This is a genomic window from Neisseria sp. 27098_8_112 (genome assembly GCF_041433235.1).
In the GTDB taxonomy this organism is placed as follows: Bacteria; Pseudomonadota; Gammaproteobacteria; order Burkholderiales; family Neisseriaceae; genus Neisseria.
Map to the genome: position 1 here is coordinate 40,360 of NZ_JAPWBB010000013.1, position 20,661 is coordinate 61,020.

Here is a 20,661-nt window from a genome sequence, read left to right on the forward strand (position 1 = left end):
CTGAAAGATGAAAGTCGGGTTGAAAATCGGCTTGTTGGCAATCGTGCTTTCGGCTGTCGCCGCTTTGGTGTTTTGGTTTGCCACGCCGATTCGTTCCACGATAACCGTTGCCACGCCAAGCGAAACGCCGTTGCCTGAAGATGCGGTTATCGACAGATTGGTCGTGCATAAAAGCAAACGCACCATGTCGGCATACTCGCAAGGCAGGCTGCTGAAAACCTATCCCATTTCGTTGGGCAAGCAACCGGTCGGGCATAAACAGTTTGAAGGCGACGGCAAAACGCCCGAAGGGAAATACCGCATTAATGAACGTAATCCCAATAGCGGCTACCATAAAAACCTCGGCGTTTCCTATCCCAATGAAGCCGATAAAGCCTACGCGGTGGCACAAGGCAAAAGCCCGGGCGGGCTGATTAAAATCCACGGCATGAAAAACGGCTGGGGTTTTATCGGTAAAAAACACCTGCAAAAAGACTGGACCAACGGCTGCATCGCGGTAACGGACGAAGAAGTCGACGAACTCTACCGCAGTGTAAAACACAACGCGGAAATTGAGATTCTGCCGTAAACCTTGTGCGCTATTGCCTCAAAGGTCGTCTGAAAACGTCAAGGCGGTTTCAGACGACCTTTTTGCAGCAACGGTAAACTTGTTCCTTGCCTTTATCCGGTGTTACTGTTTCTTAAAATTTGCCTATGCGGGCAAACGGCGAGGCGGCGGGCAACTATGCCTGACCGAAAAAACGCGTGTTATCAATCCGAAAGGAAAACCCATGAATTTTCAAGACTACATCCGTTACGATGCCGTCGGTTTGGCAGAGCTGATCCGTAAAAAAGAAGTCTCCGCCGATGAAGTGTTGCAGGCTGCTTTAAACCGCTTGGACGAAGTCAATCCTAAGCTCAATCTGTTGGCGCACGATTTGCGCGAACGTGCGGCGGCGTGGCAGGGGTCGTCTGAAAATGCCGATACGCCGCTGGCGGGCGTACCGTTTTTGCTCAAAGACTTGCTGGCGGATTGGGAAGGCGCGCCGACATGGTCGGGTTCGCGTATGATGCAGCATTACATTGCCAAACAAAACAGCGATTTGACCCAAGCCTATCTCGATGCGGGGCTGCGCGTGTTCGGCAAAACCACTACGCCCGAATGGGGCGCGTATCCCGTTACCGAAACCGAAATTTACGGCATCACGCGCAATCCGTGGCATTTGGATTACACCGCGGGCGGCAGCAGCGGAGGCGCGGCGGCGGCAGTGGCTTCGGGCGTCGTACCCGCAGCGCACGGCAGCGACGGTGGCGGCTCCATTCGCTTACCCGCGCACAACTGCGGCGTGTTCGGGCTGAAACCCACGCGCGGCCGCAGCAGTTACGCGCCGAACGCATCGGAGGCATGGCAAGGTTTGGTATGCGACCATGTGTTGACCCGCAGCGTGCGCGACAGCGCGGTTTTGCTGGACATCGCCGCCCAAACCCAAGCCCGCGCCCTGTATGCCTGCCCGCCGCCGCCCGAAAACGGTTTTGCAGACAGCCTGAAACTAGAAACAGGTCGTCTGAAAATCGCTTTTTGGAAACAGACATGGTTTGGCGGCGGTAACGACGAAGGCACGGAAGCCGCGTTCGCCCATAGTTTGAAACTGATGCAAGACGCGGGACACGAATTGGAAGAAGCCACGCCCGATTTCGCGCCGCCCGAACAGCTCAACCGCGCCGCCCGCATCATCGTCATGGGCGAAACGGCAAAACTGTTCTACCAATATCAATACGAAACCGGACAAAAACTGCCGCACTGCCTGCTTGAACCGACAACGTGGGCAATGATTGTGCAGGGGCGGCAAATCAGTGCGGGCGAAATGGCATGGGCGCGCGACGTGATGCTGGCGCAGGAACGTGCCGCCAAAGCATTTTTCACACGCTACGACGTGTTAATGACGCCCGTCTGCCCGCGCACCACGCCGAAAATCGGCGAGATGATGCCGCCGCCCGCCGCACAAAAAGCCATGCGCCTGCTGTTTGGCACGCTGCGCTTGGGTTTTCTGTTGAAAAACAACCCGTTTTTAGAAAAAGAAGCCGCCGCCGCGCTGCAATACGTCGGTTATACGTCGCCGCTGAACATGAGCGGCAACCCCGCCATGAGCGTGCCGCTTTACCGGCATAACGAGCTGCCCGTCGGTACTCAGTTTGCCGCCGCTCACGGACGCGAAGACACGCTGCTCCGCCTTGCAGCGCAGTTGGAACAGATACAGCCGTGGGTGGAAATACCGCAGTTGGCTTAGGGTTTGTATTGGATAAAAAGTAGCCTATTTTTCTGAAGAAAAAATTTATACAAGGCCGTCTGAGAACATAAAAGCGTTTTCAGACGGCCTTTTGCCGGTATCAAAGGGTAGGGGAGGGCGCAAAGAACGTCGGAATCCGGCATCTTTAAAGATTCTGAATTGTTGGTTTGGAAATAAACCTTTAAAATAACGTTAATTCATTTTTTCAGACGGCCTCTTGCCCATTAGCAGGCCGTCTGAATATTTTATTCAAGCCGTTACGGATGTTTTCATGATTAGTCTTTCCAAAATGCTTGACCGGCCGATTGCGCGCGATGGTCGGAAGTTTGATGTTTCTCTCTTGTGGATGGTCGTCTTAATGACGGTCTTCAGCCTGATTATGATTTATTCGGCTTCTATTGCGTATGCGGCATCGGAAGGGGGCAGCCAGTTTTCTTTTGTGTCTAAGCAGGCAATGTTTATCCTGTTTACGGTGGCCATATGTTTGCCGCTTTTTCTGCTGAAGATGAGCTTCTGGCGGCGGATTATTCCATTTTATTTTGCTGTTTCAGGTTTGCTGTTGTTGCTGGTATTGTTTGTCGGTCGTGAGATTAACGGTGCGACGCGCTGGATTCATATCGGACCGCTCAACTTGCAACCGACTGAATTTTTCAAATTGGCGACGGTCTTGTATTTGTCCAGCCTGTTTACGCGTCGTGAAGAAATGTTGCGTGATTTGGATTCTTTGGGTTGGTCGTCTTTGTTTACCGGTATTGGCGATTTGGTGTGCAGCCCTTTTAAAAGTGAAGCTTGGGTAAGGGTAAAGGAACGCTTCCGCAAGTTTAAGACCTTGATTCTGCCGATTATGTTGGTGGCGGTCGGTTTGGTTTTGATTATGGGTCAGCCGGACTTTGGCTCGTTTGTCGTGATTGTCGTGATTACCATGGGTATGCTGTTTTTGGCAGGCTTTCCGTGGAAGTATTTTGCCGTATTGGTGGCGACCGTTGTGAGCGGTATGGGCTTGCTAATTTTGGCCGCGCCTTACCGTATGGCACGTGTGGCGGCGTTTTTGGACCCTTGGAGCGATCCTTTGGGTAAAGGCTATCAGCTGACACATTCCTTGATGGCGATTGCGCGCGGCGGCTGGTTTGGCGAGGGTTTGGGCGCGAGTTTGGAAAAACGTTTCTACCTGCCTGAAGCGCATACGGACTTTATTTTTGCCGTCATCGGCGAGGAATTCGGCTTTTTCGGGATGCTGGTTTTGGTGTTCTGCTACGGCTGGCTGGTGTGGCGTGCGTTTTCCATCGGCAAGCAGGCGCGTGATTCGGGCTTGATGTTTAGCGCGTATATTGCCAACGGTATCGGTATTTGGATTGGTATTCAAAGTTTCTTCAATATCGGTGTAAACATCGGTATCCTGCCCACTAAAGGCCTGACTTTGCCGTTTATGTCTTACGGCGGTTCGGCTGTCTTTATCATGCTGGTGTGCATTACTTTGTTATTGCGCATTGATTATGAAAACCGCCAAAAAATGCGCGGTTATTCGGTGGAGTAAAACCATGAGCGGTAAAACTTTTATGCTGATGGCCGGCGGTACGGGCGGTCATATTTTCCCTGCATTGGCGGTTGCCGAGTCGCTGCAAAAGCGCGGCCATCATGTGATTTGGCTGGGTAGTCAGGATTCGATGGAAGAGCGTATCGTGCCGCAATACGGCATCCGCTTGGAAACGCTGGCCATTAAAGGTATTCGTGGCAACGGCATCAAGCGCAAGCTGATGTTGCCGTTTACGCTGTATAAAACCGTCCGTGCGGCTCAGCAGATTATTAAGAAACATCGTGTCGAGTGTGTTATCGGTTTTGGCGGTTTTGTTACTTTCCCCGGTGGCTTGGCGGCAAAAATTTCCGGTGTGCCGATTGTGATTCACGAGCAAAACGCCGTAGCCGGTTTGTCCAACCGCCAATTGTCGCGTTGGGCAAAACGTGTTCTGTACGCTTTCCCCAAAGCCTTTCAACATGAAGGCGGCTTGGTGGGTAATCCTGTCCGTGCCGATATTGCGGCATTGCCTGTTCCCGAAGAACGCTTTGAAAACCGTCAAGGCCGTCTGAAAGTTTTGGTGGTGGGCGGCAGTTTGGGTGCGGATGTGTTGAACAAAACCGTTCCGCAAGCTTTGGCATTATTGCCTGAGGAGGCCCGTCCGCAAATGTATCATCAGTCCGGCCGCAATAAATTGGGCAACCTGCAGGCGGATTATGATGCATTGGGTGTGCAAGCCGAGTGCGTCGAATTTATTACCGATATGGTATCCGCCTACCGTGATGCCGATTTGGTGATTTGCCGTGCTGGCGCGCTGACGATTGCTGAGTTAACAGCTGCCGGTTTGGGTGCATTGCTGGTGCCGTATCCGCACGCAGTGGACGACCACCAAACAGCCAATGCGCGTTTTATGGTGCAGGCCGAAGCTGGTTTGCTGCTGCCGCAAACTCAACTGACGGCAGAAAAACTGGCCGAAATCCTTGGCGGCTTGAACCGTGAAAAATGCCTGAAATGGGCGAAAAATGCCCGTACCTTGGCGTTGCCGCACAGTGCGGACGATGTGGCGGAAATTGCCATCTCTTGTACCGAATAAGCAGGCAGACTTCGATTAAAGGCCGTCTGAAAAGTTGATTAACGGCGTTTCAGACGGCCTTCATTGCTTTTGTTAAAATTCCTTTACAATAAAAGCATAGCGCAGAAGCGGATAGCCCTTTAAAATAACGCCTTTACGCACTAAAAACCAACCGGAACGCAACGTTATGATGAAAAATCGAGTGACCAACATCCATTTTGTCGGAATCGGCGGCGTCGGCATGAGCGGTATTGCCGAAGTTTTACACAATTTGGGCTTTAAAGTTTCCGGTTCGGATCAGGCGCGTAATGCCGTTACTGAGCATTTGAGCGCTCTCGGCATCCAAGTTTACCCCGGCCATACTGCCGAACACGTCAATGGTGCCGACGTGGTTGTTACCTCTACTGCTGTCAAAAAAGACAATCCTGAAGTTGTTGCCGCGTTGGAGCAGCAGATTCCCGTCATTCCGCGCGCGTTGATGTTGGCGGAACTGATGCGCTTCCGCGATGGTATCGCTATTGCCGGTACACACGGTAAAACCACAACCACCAGCCTGACCGCTTCCATCCTCGGCGCGGCAGGACTCGACCCGACTTTCGTTATCGGCGGCAAACTCAATGCCGCAGGTACCAACGCTCGTTTGGGTAAAGGCGAATACATTGTTGCAGAAGCCGACGAATCCGATGCCTCTTTCCTGCACCTGACCCCGATTATGTCCGTCGTGACCAATATCGACGAAGACCACATGGACACTTACGGTCACAGTGTTGAGAAGCTGCATCAGGCGTTTGTCGATTTTATTCACCGTATGCCGTTTTACGGTAAAGCCTTCTTGTGTATCGACAGCGAACACGTCCGCGCGATTTTGCCCAAAGTGAGCAAGCCTTACGCGACTTACGGCTTGGACGATACTGCCGATATCTACGCAACCGATATTGAAAACATCGGCGCGCAAATGAAATTTACTGTTCATGTCCAAATGAAAGGACATGAGCAAGAGCCGTTTGAAGTTGTTTTGAATATGCCCGGCCGCCACAACGTCCTCAATGCCTTGGCGGCTATCGGCGTTGCGCTGGAAGTTGGCGCATCGGTTGAAGCGATCCAAAAAGGCTTGCTCGGCTTTGAAGGTGTCGGTCGCCGCTTCCAAAAATATGGCGACATCAAATTGCCAAACGGCGGAACCGCGCTGCTGGTGGACGATTATGGTCACCATCCTGTCGAAATGGCGGCAACCCTTTCCGCTGCACGCGGTGCATACCCTGAAAAACGCTTGGTCTTGGCTTTCCAACCGCACCGCTATACCCGTACACGCGATTTGTTTGAAGACTTTACCAAAGTCCTCAATACCGTTGATGCGCTGGTGTTGACCGAAGTTTATGCCGCAGGCGAAGAGTCGATTGCCGCGGCCGACTCCCGCGCCTTGGCGCGCGCCATCCGCGTATTGGGCAAACTTGAGCCTATTTACTGCGAAAACGTTGCCGACCTGCCGCAAATGCTGCTGAATGTTTTGCAGGACGGTGATGTTGTATTGAATATGGGTGCAGGCAGCATCAACCGCGTTCCGTCTGCATTGGTGGAATTGTCGAAACAATCATAATAAACAGGCATATTGGCCTTTGAGGACAGATAGGTCGTCTGAACAATATTCAGACGGCCTGTATCAGTATTTAAGAAAGTGGAAATTATGCAGAATTTTGGCAAAGTGGCCGTGTTGATGGGTGGCTTCTCCAGCGAGCGCGAAGTGTCGCTGGACAGCGGCGCCGCTATTTTGGCTGCCTTGAAAAGCAAAGGCGTCGATGCCCATGCGTTCGACCCCAAAGAAACCCCGTTGTCTGAATTGAAAACACAAGGTTTTCAGACGGCCTTCAATATTCTGCACGGCACTTTCGGCGAAGATGGCGCGATTCAAGGCGCGTTGGAACTGATGGGTATTCCTTACACCGGCAGCGGTGTGGCCGCTTCCGCGCTGGGTATGGACAAATACCGCTGCAAACTGATTTGGCAGGCTGTGGGTTTGCCTGTTCCTGAGTTTGCTGTATTGCATGACGACAGCGACTTTGATGCTGTTGAAGAAAAATTGGGCCTGCCGATGTTTGTGAAACCCGCCGCAGAAGGCAGCAGCGTCGGCGTGGTAAAAGTAAAAGAAAAAGGCTGTCTGAAAAGCGTTTATGAAGAATTGAAACACTTGCAGGGCGAAATTATTGCCGAACGCTTTATCGGCGGTGGCGAGTATTCTTGCCCGGTATTGAACGGCAAAGGCCTGCCGAGCATTCATATTATTCCAGCTACTGAGTTTTACGACTACGAGGCTAAATACAACCGCGACGATACGGTTTATCAATGCCCGTCGGAAGATTTGAGCGAGGCGGAGGAAAACCTGATGCGCGAACTGGCCGTGCGTGGCGCGCAGGCGATTGGTGCGGACGGTTGTTCGCGCGTGGACTTCCTGAAAGATACGGACGGTAAGCTGTATCTTTTGGAAATCAATACCTTGCCCGGTATGACCAGCCACAGTTTGGTGCCAAAATCTGCAGCCCATACCGGCGTAGATTTTGCTGATTTATGTATTGAGATTTTGAAGACCGCTCATGTGGGATGATGCAGGCGCACTGGGTCGGCTGACCCGCCGGCTATTGTTGCTGATGGCCTTTCTACTGATAGGTTCGGGCATAGCTTGGCTTTACAATTCCAAATATTTTCCTGTGAAACAGATTGCCATTCAGGGCAAGCTGAAATATGCTTCCAGCAAAGAATTGCAAACCGTTGCACGAGAGCATATCAGGGGTAATATGTTCCGCGCCGATATTGATTCGGCGCAGGCCGCTTTTCAGGAGTTGCCTTGGATTGACTCGGCAATGGTACGCCGCCGTTTTCCGGAAACAGTGGAAATTATCCTGACCGAGCGCGTGCCGGTTGCACACTGGCGCGCTGGCGGCTTGGTGGACAGTAAGGGCAATGTGTTTGCCGCAAATCTGAAACAGGACCTGCCTATATTTGAAGGGCAGCAGGGGACAGGTAAAGACATGGTCAAACATTATGCGGACTTTTCCGGTATTTTGAGTCCGTTGAAGCTGACCATCAAAGAATTGATCTACACGCCGCGTTCGGCATGGCTGCTTGTATTGGACAACGGCATTACCGTGCGCTTGGGGCGTGAAAACGAAATTAAACGTTTGCAGCAGTTTGCCCAGATTTGGCCGTCGCTGCTGCGTAAAAAACAAAGTCGTATCGAGTATGTCGATATGCGTTATAAGGATGGTTTTTCAGTCCGTTACAGGCCGTCTGAAAACCCTTTCGAGAGTGAATAGCCGATTAGACGTGAAGCAATCTTGTTTCAAAAATAATCAAACCGTCAGTCAGACAACATAGCGAACGAGCAATTATGGAACAACAACAAAATAAATATATCAGTGCCTTAGACATTGGTACGTCCAAGGTCATCGCCTTAATCGGCGAGATTCGGGAAGATAATGAAATCCACATTGTCGGCTTGGGCCAAAGCCCTTCACGCGGCCTGCGTGCAGGTATGGTGACCAATATTGACGCTACCGCGCAAGCCATTCGTCAGGCGGTAGAAGATGCCGAGCTGATGGCAGATACCAAAATTTCCCACGTTGTCACCGGTATTGCCGGTAACCATATCCGCAGCCTGAATTCACAAGGCGTAGTCAAAATTAAAGATGGCGAAGTATCGCAAGCCGACATCGATCGTGCCATCGAAACAGCCAAAGCCATCAATATTCCGCCTGATCACAATATCTTACATACCGTGGTTCAAGAGTACATCATCGACAACCAACCCGGTGTGAAAGAGCCTATCGGCATGAGCGGCGTGCGTTTGGATACCCGTGTACACATCATCACCGGTGCGAACACTGCTTTACAAAATATCCAAAAATGTATCCAACGTTGCGGCCTGCAAATGGATCAAATCATGCTTCAGCCTTTGGCAAGCGGTCACGCCGTTTTGACTGAAGACGAAAAAGATTTGGGTGTGTGCGTCATCGATATTGGCGGCGGTACAACCGACATCGCGGTTTATACCAATGGCGCCATCCGTCATACTGCGGTTATTCCCGTTGCCGGTGATTTGATTACCAAAGACTTGGCACAAGCCTTGCGTACGCCGCACAGTGCAGCCGAGTACATCAAAATCCATTACGGCGCCGCGATTCCGACTATGGACGGCTTGGATGAAATGATTGAAGTTCCTAGCGTAGGCGACCGTCAATCACGTCAAATTTCGCGCCGTGTATTGGCTGAAATCATCGGCCCGCGTGTAGAAGAGATTTTGGAATTGACGCTGAACGAATTGCGCCGTTCCGGTTTCCCAGAAGAAGTGCTGACTTCCGGTATCGTTTTGACCGGCGGTGCTTCTATGTTGACCGGTATTGTTGAGTTGGCGGAAGAAGTCTTCAACCTGCCGGCGCGTATTGGTGTTCCACAAGAAATGGGCGGCGTATCTGAGCGTATCCGCAATCCACGCTATTCAACAGCGATCGGCCTGCTTCAGACGGCCTATGCCGCAGAAGAGGGTGAACAAACCAGCCGAACCGGCGCGATTGCCCTGAATGATTCAGGAAAAAAAATGGGTCTGTGGGAAAAAATCCAAAGATTCTTCAGAGATAATTTCTGATAAAAGCGTTCAGGGCAGGCGGTGTAAAATCCGTTTGTCCTGAATATTTAAATGGAATTAAACGGTTTTAAATAATTGCTAAGTGAATAATTTAGAACTTGTATATTTTCTGTTAAAAATTGTAGTAAAAATATAACGCCGACAGTCGGATGATAAGAAGATTTTTGCCAGTATCTGAATACTTCTTATATAATACGGATAATGAGTTATTTTTGAACCGTCCTTATAAAGCGGGGCGCGGAGGATTATTGAATGGAATTTGTTTACGACGTAGCAGAATCAGCAACGAGCCCTGCTGTTATTAAAGTTATCGGTTTGGGTGGCGGCGGCTGTAATGCCATCAACAACATGGTTGCCAACACTATTCATGGTGTTGAGTTCATCAGTGCCAATACCGATGCGCAATCATTGGCTAAAAACAATGCGGCTAAACGCATTCAATTGGGTACAAACCTGACTCGTGGTTTGGGTGCCGGTGCAAATCCTGAAATTGGTCGCGCCGCTGCTCAAGAAGATCGCGAAGCCATCGAAGATGCCATCCGTGGTGCAAACATGCTGTTCATCACTACCGGTATGGGTGGTGGTACTGGTACCGGCTCTGCTCCTGTTGTGGCTGAAATTGCTAAAGAAATGGGTATTCTGACCGTTGCAGTTGTGACCCGTCCGTTTGCTTATGAAGGTAAACGCGTACATATCGCTCAAGCAGGTTTGGATCAGCTCAAAGAGCGTGTCGATTCCCTGATTATTATCCCGAACGATAAATTGATGACTGCCTTGGGCGAAGACGTGACCATGCGCGAAGCTTTCCGTGCGGCCGACAATGTACTGCGTGATGCAGTTGCCGGTATTTCCGAAGTGGTAACTTGCCCTAGCGACATGATCAACTTGGACTTCGCCGACGTGAAAACCGTGATGAGTAATCGTGGTATCGCCATGATGGGTTCAGGTTTTGCGCAAGGTATCGACCGCGCCCGTTTGGCTACCGATCAAGCTATCTCCAGCCCGCTCTTGGATAACGTTACTTTGGATGGCGCACGTGGTGTATTGGTAAACATTACCACTGCTCCTGGTTGCCTGAAAATGTCTGAGTTCAACGAGATTATGCGTATCGTCAACCAAAATGCACACCCTGAAGTGGAATGCAAATTTGGTGCTGCCGAAGACGAGAGCATGAGCGAAGACGCTATCCGTATTACCATTATTGCTACCGGCTTGAAAGAAAACGGTACTGACAACCAACTGCGCGCTGCTGCCCGTACCCAACAATTGGTACGCGGTGCAGAAGAAGCGCCTCAAGCTCAAAGCCAAAGCAGTGCTGAAAGCCTGGTTCGTACCAACCGCAATATTCGTTCTATGAATCTGACTGCGGCTGATTTCAGCAACCAGTCTGTACTGGATGACTTTGAAATTCCGGCTATCTTGCGCCGTCAGCAACATACTTCTGAGAAATAATCAGGATCATGCATGAAAAGACCTGCCTTAAAGGCGGGTCTTTTTATTAGTAAAATAAACTTAAGGCCGTCTGAAAATTTTCAGACGGTCTTAAGTTTTCAAATAAAGCAAATAACAAACTTACCCTTTATTTAGGATCTGCTTGTTTTCTCCCTCACGACGCAATTCTTTGGGCAAGACAAATACAATGCTTTCTTCTGCACCTTCTCCTTCGCGTATGGTCTCGTGCCCCCAATCTTGAATGGTTTGTAAGACTTCTCGAACCAAAACTTCGGGTGCAGATGCTCCGGCAGTGACACCAACCTTGGTTTTGTTTGCAAACCATTCTTTTTTCAGATAGGAAGCATTATCGACCATATAGGCATCAACTCCGCGTAATGCGGCTACTTCACGTAAACGGTTGCTGTTAGAAGAATTGGGCGAGCCGACAACAATCACGAGATCGCATTCTTCGGCCAATTCTTTAACGGCAGTTTGGCGGTTGGTTGTGGCGTAGCAGATGTCTTCTTTGTGCGGATTGCGGATATTGGGAAAGCGTTGATTCAAAGCTGCAATAATGTCTTTGGTTTCGTCTACCGATAAAGTGGTTTGGCTGACGTAGGCAAGTTTGTCAGGATTTTTGACGTTCAGTCCGGCCACATCTTCCACTGTCTCAACCAAAAACATTTTACCCGGGGGCAACTGTCCCATCGTGCCTTCTACTTCGACATGACCTTTGTGGCCGATCATGATGATTTCGTAATCTTGCTCATCGAGGCGGGCTACCTCTTTATGGACTTTGGTTACCAAAGGGCAGGTGGCATCAAAAACGCGGAAACCACGTTGTGCCGCTTCTTCCTGTACGGCTTTGGATACGCCGTGAGCAGAGTAAATCAGTGTGGCACCCTTTGGGACATCCGCTAAGTCATCGACAAAGACGGCACCTTTTGCCCGCAGATTGTCGACGACGAATTTGTTGTGAACAACCTCATGGCGGACGTAAATAGGCGCGCCAAATTCTTCGAGTGCACGTTCAACAATACTGATGGCACGGTCAACGCCGGCACAGAAGCCGCGGGGATTGGCAAGGATAATGGTTTTTTGAGTCATGTGTGTTCCGTTTTCAGACGGCCTTTGTGTCGTTTGAAGGTGTTTTTTTGTGCAGCAAACCATCTATTACCAAGCAAACTGCGCCAACGCAGATAAAGCTGTCGGCAATGTTAAATGCAGGGTAGAACCAGTTTTGCCAATAGAAAAGCAGAAAATCGACAACGTGGCCGTGAATCAGACGGTCAACCACATTGCCAATCGCGCCGCCGATAATCATGGCCGCCCCCAGTTTGCCCCAGAGGCCAAACTCATCACGCAAAATGGCACGGGCCAAATATAGGCTGATAACGACGGCCAGACCTAAAAAGAAGAATTTCTGCCAGCCGCCTTGGTCGGCCAAAAAGCTGAATGCCGCGCCTGGATTATAGGCAAGGGTCAGGTCAAAAAAGTCTGGAATGATATTGAGGCGTTCGCCTTTGGTAAAGTGTTTCAAGATTTCCCATTTGCTCAGTTGGTCAAGAATGATGGCAACGAGGGAAAGTAAGAAAAAGGGCGTTTTTGCAGAAGAGGATGAACTCATGTTTTCAGACGGTTTATGTAATAAAGGGCTTATTTTACCTGAAAGCAGGCTGGAAGTGTTTGCGATGGCATCGGCGTCAAGGCCGTCTGAAAATAGAAACGCCGCCACTTGAATGTATCAAAGGGCGGCGTGGTAAGTATATACGGGCTTATTGGTTTTTAAGTAACGGGAAGCCCAGTTTCTCGCGGCTTTCAACGAATTTTTGAGCAACGATACGGCTCAGTGCACGAATACGGCCGATGTAGGTTGCGCGTTCGGTAACGGAAATGGCACCGCGTGCATCCAAGAGGTTGAACGTATGGCCGGCTTTGAGTACAAGCTCGTAAGCAGGCAGGGCAAGACTGGTATCTTCAACTGCAAGCAGGCGTTTGGCTTGTTCTTCATAGTCGTTGAATTGGCGCAAGAGCCAATCGGCATCGCTGTATTCGAAGTTGTAGGTGGATTGTTCGACTTCGTTTTGATGATAAACGTCGCCGTAAGTCACGATGTTGCCATCAAGGGTTTTTGCCCAAACGAGGTCGTACACATTTTCCACGCCTTGCAGATACATGGCGAGACGCTCGATACCATAGGTGATTTCACCAAGTACAGGGGAGCAGTCGATACCGCCGACTTGTTGGAAGTAGGTGAATTGGGTTACTTCCATGCCGTTGAGCCAAACTTCCCAACCCAAGCCCCAAGCGCCGAGAGTAGGGTTTTCCCAGTCGTCTTCGACAAAACGGATGTCGTGTACTTTAGGGTCGATACCCAATTCGCGCAGTGAGTCGAGGTAGAGGTCTTGAATATTGGCCGGTGCAGGTTTGAGCGCAACTTGGAATTGATAGTAGTGTTGCAGGCGGTTGGGGTTGTCGCCATAGCGGCCGTCTTTGGGGCGGCGGCTGGGTTGAACGTAAGCGGCAAACCAAGGCTCCGGGCCTAACGCGCGCAGGCAGGTGGCTGGATGCGAAGTACCGGCACCGACTTCCATATCGAAAGGTTGGATAACGGTGCAGCCTTTGTCTGCCCAGTAGTTTTGTAATTTGAAAATAATTTGTTGGAAGGTGAGCATGGTGGATGGAATAGATTGGAATAAAGAGGGTATTTTACTGTTTTGAGCCTGTTTTGGATAGGCTGAAGGAAGCGGCGCAGTTTATTTGCCGTCCAACAGGTCTGAAAAGGGGTCGTCTTCCGAAGAAACGGTGTAATTTTCTTGTGCCCATTCGCCTAAATCAATGAGTTTGCACCGTTTGCTGCAGAAAGGGCGGTAGGGGCTGTCGGTATTCCAAACGACTTCTTTGTGGCAGGTTGGACATTTTACAACAGGAGAGGTCATGCAGTTTCTTTCAGAGTTTTTGCAATGGATTGATAGTATTGATGCAAACGGGCAACCTTGATTTTTGCTTCTTCCATGCTATGGGTATTGTCCAATACATCGTCGGCATGAAGCAGTCTGTCAGAGCGAGAAGCTTGGGTGGCCATGATTTGACGCGTTTGTTCATCTGAAAAACCATTGCGTTGGTGTACGCGTTCGATTTGGACGGACTCTGGAACATCTACAACCAAAATGCGGTCGGTATCCGCTTTAAATGCCGGATTTTCAATCAAAAGCGGGACATCGATAATGGCGTAAGTAGAGGAAGCAAGTTGTTGTTTATGCTGTTGAATTTTGTTTAAAATCAATGGCAGAAGCAGGTTTTCCAGTTGTTTCTTGGATTGAGGCCGTCTGAAAACTTCTTCCCGTAAAGCCATACGATTCAGACGGCCTTCACTGTCAAAAACCTCATCGCCGAAAAGCTGGCGGATAGAAGGAAGGGCCTCGCCATTTTCAGCAGTCAGTGAACGGCTGATGGCATCGGCATCAATAATGGGTACGCCAAGTTCGGCAAACATTTGGGCAATAGATGATTTGCCGCTGCCGATACCGCCGGTCAAGCCTATCCATAATGTCATTATCGGAATCCTGATTGTACGAGCCACCATTGTACCAGTTGGGTAATAGGTGCATTGGCAACCAAAATAATCCATCCTGCCACAGCAAGGCTGGGACCAAAAGCAAAATATTGGCCTTTGCCGACGCGGGCAATGAGTGCACCCACCAGTCCGACCAAGGCAGCCATGAAGATCAGAACAGGCAAGATACCTACGCCCAGCCATGCACCGAGCGCGGCCAAAAGTTTGAAGTCGCCATTGCCCATGCCGATTTTACCGGTCAGAAGTTTATAGACGGCGCATAAAGTATAAAGGCTCATATAGCCTGCGATTGCGCCTAAAACGGCTGAATGCAGGGGCATGAATGTATCATTCAGATTAAACAGCAGCCCGATCCAAATTAGGGGCTGAGTCAGGCTGTCGGGTAAATATTGAGTATCGGCATCGATAAAGGTCAGCGCAATCAATATGGCAGTCAGAATGAATCCGCCAATAGTCGCCCATGACCAGCCGTATTGCCACGCGACAATACCGAATAAGATGCCTGTAAGCAGCTCAATCAGCGGATAGCGTATGCCGATCGCAGTTTTGCAGGAGTGGCATTTTCCTCTCAGGAAAACATAGCTGAGGATAGGGATGTTTTGCCAAAGTTTGATTGGGCTTTTGCATTTGGGGCAGCGTGAATCCGGTTTACGCAGATTAAATGGCTGTTTTTCTTCGTCTGTCAGCTCGATGCCCAAATGCTCTTTGGAAAATTGTGTCCATTCGCGTTCCATCATTATCGGCGTGCGATAAATAACAACGTTTAGAAAGCTGCCAATCAGCAATCCCAAAATAACGGCTAAAGGAATGGCGAATGGTGCAAGAACGGAGAGGGCGTCGATGGCAGAGTAAATACTATCAAGCATATCAACCTACGACATTACCCAAGTTAAACAACGGCAGATACATGGCAATCAGCAAGATACCGATGAGCGAACCCAATACCACCATGATGATAGGCTCCATCAAGTGAGACAATCGGGAGACGGAGTTGTCTACTTCATCTTCGTAGAATTCGGCTGCTTTGTTCAGCATATCATCCAAAGAGCCAGACTCTTCGCCGATGGCTGCCATTTGGATCACCATGTTGGGGAACATATCCGTACTTTGCATACTGGATGTCAGCGACAGACCTTGGGTTACCTTGGCGCGGATGTCTTGAGTAGCTTCTTCATAGAGAATATTGCCGGATGCGCCTGCAACTGAATCTAATACTTCCACCAAAGGAACGCCGGCTGCGAAGAGGGTAGAGGTCGTACGCGCCCAACGGGCGATGGTTGCTTTTCGGACAATAGTGCCAAAAACAGGCAGTCTCAAAATCAGAGCATCGATTCGTTTTTGGAAGGTAGGCGATTTTTCATGGAGTTTGTACAGACCGAAGGCAGAAACAATCAAAAGGATGATCATAATCCAGCCGTAGTCGACGAATAAATCGGACAAGTTCATGACAAGTTGGGTAAGGCTTGGCAACTCTGCACCCATATTGGCATAAACTTCTTTAAAGGCAGGCAGTACAAACATCATCATGATGAAGATAAGCGCAATCGCCACCACGATAATGGCAATCGGGTAGGTCAGCGCGGTTTTAACCTTTTTCTTAATGGCTTGGGTTTTTTCTTTATAGACAGCCAGTTTGTCCAATAAGCTTTCCAGTACGCCGCCGGACTCGCCTGCGCTGACCAGATTGCAATAGAAGCGGTCGAAATATTTTGGATATTTGGAGAATGATTTACCCAATGCGCTACCTTGTTCGACATCGGAGCGAACCTGCATCAGCATTTCGGTCATGCTCGGATTGGAGTGGCCGCGCGCAACGATTTCAAAAGCTTGCATCAGCGGCAAGCCTGCCTTCATCATTGTTGCCAGTTGGCGGGTGAACACTGTAATGTCTTCTTGGGTAATACGGCGTTTGCGTGCGGTTTTGACTTTGCTGATACGCAAAGGACGAATGTCTCTGCGTTGGAGTTTTTTGCGTGCTTCTTCTTCGTCTTTGGCAACTACTTCACCACGGACAAGACGTTCGGTCTCGATGTTTTTTCCTTCAAATGTAAAACGTTTACCTTTGCTTCTTGAACCGAACAGACTTCTTTTTTGCTCTGCTTGAGCCATGAGTTATCCCTTGTTAGTAAGAAATAAAGCGGACTGTTTCCCCGTGCCGCTTTATTGTAATTTTGAAAATATGGCAGTTTAGTCATTGGTATGAGCAGTCACTTCTTCCAACGAGGTCAGGCCTTGCATGACTTTCATGAGACCGGCGCGACGCAAGTCTACCATGCCTTCCTGATAGGCCATGTTCATGATATCAACTTCTGTACCGTTGTTCATAATGACTTTTTGCATTTCATCGCTGACCGGCATGACTTCATAAATGCCGACGCGGCCTTTAAAGCCTTTGCCGCGGCAGCTGTCGCAACCAACCGGGCGGTAGAGTTTCCAATCTTGAGCCAAGTCCGCATCGGTAAAGCCGGCCTTTTTCAATGCCGGAACCGGCGGGCGCTCAACTTCGCGTTTGCAGTTTGGACACAGTCTGCGCAACAGCCTTTGCGCCATAATCAGGCTGACCGAGCTGGCGATGTTGAAAGGCGCGACACCCATGTTCAAAAGGCGGGACAGCGTGGCCGGTGCATTATTGGTATGCAGGGTAGAGAAAACCATGTGGCCGGTTTGGGCGGCTTTAATGGCGATGTCGGCAGTTTCCAAGTCACGAATCTCACCGACCATAATAATATCAGGATCTTGGCGCAAGAAGGATCGGAGTGCGGCAGCAAATGTCAGGCCTTGTTTCTCATTGACGTTGACTTGGTTGACGCCCGGCAAGTTAATCTCGGCCGGATCTTCTGCCGTTGAAATGTTCACATCTTCCGTGTTCAAAATACTCAGGCAGGTATAGAGCGAAACGGTTTTGCCCGAACCTGTCGGACCGGTAACCAATACCATGCCGTAAGGGCGGTTGATGGCTTCCAACAGCATTTCTTTTTGGAAAGGCTCTAAGCCGAGCTGGTCGATATTGAGCGATGTACCATCGGAATTTAGGATACGCATCACCACTTTTTCGCCAAACAATGTCGGCAAAGTGCTGACACGGAAGTCAATCGGACGGCCGTGTTTATGGAAGGCAATTTGAATTCTGCCGTCTTGCGGAATACGTTTTTCGGAAATATCCAAACGTGCCATCACTTTGATGCGCGATGCCAACTGGCCGCGCACGGCGACAGGAGGCTGTACGACTTCACGCAATTGCCCGTCCACGCGGAAACGGACGCGCGCCATTTGCTCGTAGAATTCAAAGTGGATGTCTGATGCGCCAGCGTTCAGGGCATCGGATAAGGTTTTATGGATGAAGCGGGGGATAGGGCCGTCTTCAGCTTCTTCATTGTCGATATAAAGCGATTGCGATTGCTGCGTTGCTTCATGTTCGTCGTTAATTTCTTTCAGAATGGTGGTCGAACGTTGACCCAGCCATTCCAGCAATGAGCTGAGCTGGTCGTCTGGAACTACTACCAAGTCGACACTTAAACCTGAAGCAAAAGCGATTTTTTGAAAGTTTTGGATTTGGGTTGGATCGGATACGGCGAAATAAACCTTGCGTCCGCGTTTGAAAATCGGAATGCAACGGTTTTGCACCATTTGCTCTTCCGTCAGAATGTCGCTGACTACATTATTGCGCGGGTAGTAGCGCAAATCCAAAAGAGGATAGCTGAATACGCGCGCGACTAACTCTCCCAAAGCTTTAGGGGAGATGATGCCGTCTGAAAACAGGTTGGGCAGGATTTCTTTGCCCGATTGTAAAAGGCTGTTGTAATGTTCCGCTTGTTGATTTGAGATGGTCTGGCTTTGAACCAAAACACGCAATAATCCGACACTCATTTTATTTTCCGTTTCTTGTGCAGTTTTCCCTTTAATTTAGAGGAAAGCCGTATTATTTTATCATTATTATGATTAAAGCATATGTTTAATTATGCAAATCTGCTTAAGTTGCAAAGACATGCTTCTGCTTTAATTGTATTTTTATTTCAGACGGCCATTATAAAGCAAGGAGAATAGGCGTTAAACTCGATATTTTTGGATTATGATGAAAAAACAACAATTTTGTCCTATGAATCCAATCAATAACGAAATTATATTTCATGTTGCTATCCCTTGTTGGGAGACGGCGGAAAAGGTTGTTTTGATGGATAGACGGTTGGAATTTGAAATATGAAAAGGCCGTCTGAAAAGCGGAAAAACATAATTTCAGGCGGCCTCTGTTTTTGATTCTCTTATCCGTAAATCTTGGTTCGGATTTCGACAAGGGCATTGATTGCCAAAGTGCTGTTTACAGCTTCCGGCAGATCGGACTGGGCGAACAAATTTCCTACTTCGTTAATCAAGGTTTCTGCACGCGCCAACAGTTCATCGTAAGGAAAAGAGCCGCGCTTGATGGCCAGCAATTCGTCACGATTGGGACGGCGTGGACGGATTTCGCTATGAAGGGCAATATCGCGCGCGGTTTCAAGCAGGCGGAAAGTGTGCATCATATTTTTTGCATCGTAACCTTGGCCGTGCGCCTGCGTGCCTTGATAGCGTGTTTCGTTGCGTTCTGCCAGCCATTGTTGATAAGAGGCATATTCGCGGCAGTAGCTGCTGTATCCGTCTTGGTTGAAGGATAGATGGGCAAGCGGTGTTTCGCCTTCTGGAATGGTGCTGAGTGACAGCGTTGTGGCTTCGAGTTTGGGTGCAATACCGTGGTAGCCAAGTGTGCCGTCGGCATCGTAAAACAGGGCATAAAGTTCTCGGGCGTGGGCTATTTTGATTAAGCCTGCACGCCTTTGCTCCATTCCGCGTTGTGCAAGCCAGTACTGTAACGGTACGGTTTGCCTGCCTTCTATGATGTGGCAGAAATCAAGGATACTTTTCTTTTCAGACGGCATCGGATTGCTGATTTTTTTATTCAATCCTCGTGCTTTTTTAATTTGTCCGTAGGCATAACCTGCAAAACTTTGCTGGCAGGTTTTGGAGATAAACCATTCGGTTTTAAACGCATCCATCAATGGCGAACGGTATCGTACACAGTCAGAGGGGGAAGCCAGCAGCTCCAGCGTGTTCGGATTGCTTTGCAGCAGCAATTCGATAAACCGTCCCAGTTCGTAATACACAATATCGTTGGTTTCATTGCTGATTTGCGGGATGTATTCCATGCCGTAAAACATGGATTTGGGCAGGTAAAATACGCCTTTGATGTCGGTATCGGACTCGGGCGTTGCCAAGCCGTAGGCACGGCTGCCGGATACGGCTTCGAGCAGAATCAGGTTTTGCGTATGCAAGTCTTCGAGGGTCAGCATATCCAGACGGCCTTTTACGGATAAATGGTTGCCAAGGTGGAGCGGAACAATTCGTTCAAAGGCCCGCTATCGGCAGGTTCAGTAGCAGGGGCAGACAAGGCAAAAACTTCGTAATATAGGTCAACAGTCAGCTTTTGCAGCTCTGGCGATAATGTGTGCAGATAACTTTCGTCCTGACCTGCTTTTAATGCAACCAGATCAGTAATTTGGGTAGCACAATCTGTCTGCCATTCATTCATCAACTCAACCAAAGTCATTGGCGGAATACCGCCTTGTTTCACTGCCCAGCGTGCCGCCAATAAAGGGCGTAAGACGTAAAACCATTTCTTCAATTTAATCGGCTGCGCCAAATCCATGGCTTTCAAAGCATTGCCGGCGATACCGCGATAATGGTGCAACAACGCAGCGGTTTGGACGTATTGGGGCGCAAGTTTGTTCAGACGGCCTATGAATGCCTCATCTTGTGTATAAACAATCGGCGAACGCAGCCATTCCAGCAATACGGCATTGCTTTTTCTCAACAGGCGCAAAGCCTTGCGGATGTCCCAGCCGCCTACGTCAAACCATTGGTTTTCAATAAATTCAAACGTATCTTTTGCTTCATCGATTTGCAGATAATATTCCTGCGGGCAGATATAAATGGCGCGAACGTCATAATCGCTGTCGGGCGAAGCAAAGCCCCATGCGCGGCTTCCGCTCTCCGCCGCCAGCAGAAAGTGCAGTGGTTCGGCAAGTGAAATTTGAGTCAGTTTTTCTTGAATGGTTTGTTTCATTACGTTTTCCTTATGTTTGCAGAAAAGCCGTCTGAAACTGAGCAATCAGGTTTCAGACGGCCTTTTAG

The 20,661-nt window shown here is 49.5% G+C and carries 19 protein-coding genes; 9 read left to right on the top strand and 10 right to left on the bottom strand.

Annotated features, from left to right (window positions below):
* Positions 1–7: 7 nt before the first annotated feature.
* The 9 genes from O3682_RS09085 (at position 8) to ftsZ (ending at position 10,940) form a co-directional block, all read left to right on the top strand.
* A complete protein-coding gene (locus O3682_RS09085) occupies positions 8–568 on the top strand; it encodes a L,D-transpeptidase family protein (protein WP_371509710.1) in 561 nt (186 codons plus the stop codon).
* Positions 569–770: 202 nt separating this feature from the next.
* A complete protein-coding gene (locus O3682_RS09090) occupies positions 771–2,267 on the top strand; it encodes an amidase (RefSeq protein ID WP_371509712.1) in 1,497 nt (498 codons plus the stop codon).
* 271 nt (positions 2,268–2,538) lie between these two features.
* A complete protein-coding gene (locus O3682_RS09095) occupies positions 2,539–3,801 on the top strand; it encodes an FtsW/RodA/SpoVE family cell cycle protein (protein ID WP_070712118.1) in 1,263 nt (420 codons plus the stop codon).
* Positions 3,802–3,805: 4 nt separating this feature from the next.
* Positions 3,806–4,873, top strand: a complete 1,068-nt coding sequence (murG, locus tag O3682_RS09100) for an undecaprenyldiphospho-muramoylpentapeptide beta-N-acetylglucosaminyltransferase (protein ID WP_070765628.1) — start codon at positions 3,806–3,808, stop codon at positions 4,871–4,873.
* A gap of 166 nt (positions 4,874–5,039) precedes the next feature.
* A complete protein-coding gene (gene murC, locus O3682_RS09105; protein WP_371509714.1) occupies positions 5,040–6,449 on the top strand; it encodes a UDP-N-acetylmuramate--L-alanine ligase in 1,410 nt (469 codons plus the stop codon).
* Positions 6,450–6,536: 87 nt separating this feature from the next.
* Entirely contained in the window at positions 6,537–7,451 is a 915-nt protein-coding gene (locus O3682_RS09110) for a D-alanine--D-alanine ligase (protein WP_371509715.1), read from the top strand.
* Positions 7,441–8,160: a cell division protein FtsQ/DivIB gene (locus O3682_RS09115; RefSeq protein WP_371509717.1), complete on the top strand. Its 720-nt coding sequence runs from the start codon at positions 7,441–7,443 to the stop codon at positions 8,158–8,160. Before O3682_RS09110 ends, O3682_RS09115 begins: the two co-directional genes overlap by 11 nt.
* A gap of 74 nt (positions 8,161–8,234) precedes the next feature.
* The gene (ftsA, locus tag O3682_RS09120; protein ID WP_003682483.1) at positions 8,235–9,488 is read left to right on the top strand and encodes a cell division protein FtsA; all 1,254 of its coding nucleotides are present in this window, start codon (positions 8,235–8,237) and stop codon (positions 9,486–9,488) included.
* Between the two features lie 252 nt (positions 9,489–9,740).
* Complete coding sequence (gene ftsZ, locus O3682_RS09125; RefSeq protein WP_003682480.1) at positions 9,741–10,940, top strand: cell division protein FtsZ; 1,200 nt, start codon at positions 9,741–9,743, stop codon at positions 10,938–10,940.
* 120 nt (positions 10,941–11,060) lie between these two features.
* Here ftsZ and ispH read toward each other — a convergent pair whose 3' ends face one another.
* The 10 genes from ispH to O3682_RS09175 form a co-directional block, all read right to left on the bottom strand.
* Positions 11,061–12,029: a 4-hydroxy-3-methylbut-2-enyl diphosphate reductase gene (gene ispH / locus O3682_RS09130; RefSeq protein ID WP_371509718.1), complete on the bottom strand. Its 969-nt coding sequence runs from the start codon at positions 12,027–12,029 to the stop codon at positions 11,061–11,063.
* Between the two features lie 13 nt (positions 12,030–12,042).
* The gene (gene lspA / locus O3682_RS09135; protein ID WP_371509720.1) at positions 12,043–12,549 is read right to left on the bottom strand and encodes a signal peptidase II; all 507 of its coding nucleotides are present in this window, start codon (positions 12,547–12,549) and stop codon (positions 12,043–12,045) included.
* A gap of 148 nt (positions 12,550–12,697) precedes the next feature.
* On the bottom strand, positions 12,698–13,597 hold the full coding sequence (gene glyQ / locus O3682_RS09140) for a glycine--tRNA ligase subunit alpha (protein ID WP_003685919.1): 900 nt from the start codon (positions 13,595–13,597) through the stop codon (positions 12,698–12,700).
* An 81-nt stretch (positions 13,598–13,678) separates the two neighbouring features.
* Positions 13,679–13,861, bottom strand: coding sequence for a DNA gyrase inhibitor YacG (gene yacG / locus O3682_RS09145; RefSeq protein ID WP_371509721.1), 183 nt, complete (start codon positions 13,859–13,861; stop codon positions 13,679–13,681).
* A complete protein-coding gene (gene coaE, locus O3682_RS09150; RefSeq protein ID WP_371509722.1) occupies positions 13,858–14,478 on the bottom strand; it encodes a dephospho-CoA kinase in 621 nt (206 codons plus the stop codon). The genes yacG and coaE overlap by 4 nt, the downstream gene beginning before the upstream one ends.
* The gene (locus O3682_RS09155) at positions 14,478–15,365 is read right to left on the bottom strand and encodes a prepilin peptidase (RefSeq protein WP_371509724.1); all 888 of its coding nucleotides are present in this window, start codon (positions 15,363–15,365) and stop codon (positions 14,478–14,480) included. The genes coaE and O3682_RS09155 overlap by 1 nt, the downstream gene beginning before the upstream one ends.
* Position 15,366: 1 nt before the next feature.
* Positions 15,367–16,608: a type II secretion system F family protein gene (locus O3682_RS09160; RefSeq protein ID WP_371509726.1), complete on the bottom strand. Its 1,242-nt coding sequence runs from the start codon at positions 16,606–16,608 to the stop codon at positions 15,367–15,369.
* Between the two features lie 78 nt (positions 16,609–16,686).
* On the bottom strand, positions 16,687–18,366 hold the full coding sequence (gene pilB, locus O3682_RS09165; RefSeq protein ID WP_070824176.1) for a type IV-A pilus assembly ATPase PilB: 1,680 nt from the start codon (positions 18,364–18,366) through the stop codon (positions 16,687–16,689).
* A gap of 392 nt (positions 18,367–18,758) precedes the next feature.
* Positions 18,759–19,820 carry a DNA polymerase beta superfamily protein gene (locus O3682_RS09170; RefSeq protein WP_371509728.1) on the bottom strand — a complete coding sequence of 354 codons (1,062 nt, stop codon included), beginning with the start codon at positions 19,818–19,820 and terminating at the stop codon, positions 18,759–18,761.
* A gap of 14 nt (positions 19,821–19,834) precedes the next feature.
* Positions 19,835–20,593 (bottom strand): nucleotidyltransferase domain-containing protein, encoded by a 759-nt coding sequence (locus O3682_RS09175; protein ID WP_371509730.1) that lies wholly within the window; start codon positions 20,591–20,593, stop codon positions 19,835–19,837.
* Positions 20,594–20,661: the final 68 nt, after the last annotated feature.

Bases quoted from the DNA above. Each gene is read 5' to 3' on its own strand.
- O3682_RS09155 (WP_371509724.1), bottom strand. From the start codon at position 15,365: ATGCTTGATAGTATTTACTCTGCCATCGACGCCCTCTCCGTTCTTGCA.
- O3682_RS09115 (WP_371509717.1), top strand. From the start codon at position 7,441: ATGTGGGATGATGCAGGCGCACTGGGTCGGCTGACCCGCCGGCTATTG.
- ftsZ (WP_003682480.1), top strand. From the start codon at position 9,741: ATGGAATTTGTTTACGACGTAGCAGAATCAGCAACGAGCCCTGCTGTT.
- murC (WP_371509714.1), top strand. From the start codon at position 5,040: ATGATGAAAAATCGAGTGACCAACATCCATTTTGTCGGAATCGGCGGC.
- murG (WP_070765628.1), top strand. From the start codon at position 3,806: ATGAGCGGTAAAACTTTTATGCTGATGGCCGGCGGTACGGGCGGTCAT.
- pilB (WP_070824176.1), bottom strand. From the start codon at position 18,366: ATGAGTGTCGGATTATTGCGTGTTTTGGTTCAAAGCCAGACCATCTCA.
- O3682_RS09175 (WP_371509730.1), bottom strand. From the start codon at position 20,593: ATGAAACAAACCATTCAAGAAAAACTGACTCAAATTTCACTTGCCGAA.
- glyQ (WP_003685919.1), bottom strand. From the start codon at position 13,597: ATGCTCACCTTCCAACAAATTATTTTCAAATTACAAAACTACTGGGCA.
- ispH (WP_371509718.1), bottom strand. From the start codon at position 12,029: ATGACTCAAAAAACCATTATCCTTGCCAATCCCCGCGGCTTCTGTGCC.
- ftsA (WP_003682483.1), top strand. From the start codon at position 8,235: ATGGAACAACAACAAAATAAATATATCAGTGCCTTAGACATTGGTACG.
- O3682_RS09085 (WP_371509710.1), top strand. From the start codon at position 8: ATGAAAGTCGGGTTGAAAATCGGCTTGTTGGCAATCGTGCTTTCGGCT.
- O3682_RS09095 (WP_070712118.1), top strand. From the start codon at position 2,539: ATGATTAGTCTTTCCAAAATGCTTGACCGGCCGATTGCGCGCGATGGT.
- yacG (WP_371509721.1), bottom strand. From the start codon at position 13,861: ATGACCTCTCCTGTTGTAAAATGTCCAACCTGCCACAAAGAAGTCGTT.
- O3682_RS09110 (WP_371509715.1), top strand. From the start codon at position 6,537: ATGCAGAATTTTGGCAAAGTGGCCGTGTTGATGGGTGGCTTCTCCAGC.
- O3682_RS09090 (WP_371509712.1), top strand. From the start codon at position 771: ATGAATTTTCAAGACTACATCCGTTACGATGCCGTCGGTTTGGCAGAG.
- O3682_RS09170 (WP_371509728.1), bottom strand. From the start codon at position 19,820: ATGCTGACCCTCGAAGACTTGCATACGCAAAACCTGATTCTGCTCGAA.
- coaE (WP_371509722.1), bottom strand. From the start codon at position 14,478: ATGACATTATGGATAGGCTTGACCGGCGGTATCGGCAGCGGCAAATCA.
- lspA (WP_371509720.1), bottom strand. From the start codon at position 12,549: ATGAGTTCATCCTCTTCTGCAAAAACGCCCTTTTTCTTACTTTCCCTC.
- O3682_RS09160 (WP_371509726.1), bottom strand. From the start codon at position 16,608: ATGGCTCAAGCAGAGCAAAAAAGAAGTCTGTTCGGTTCAAGAAGCAAA.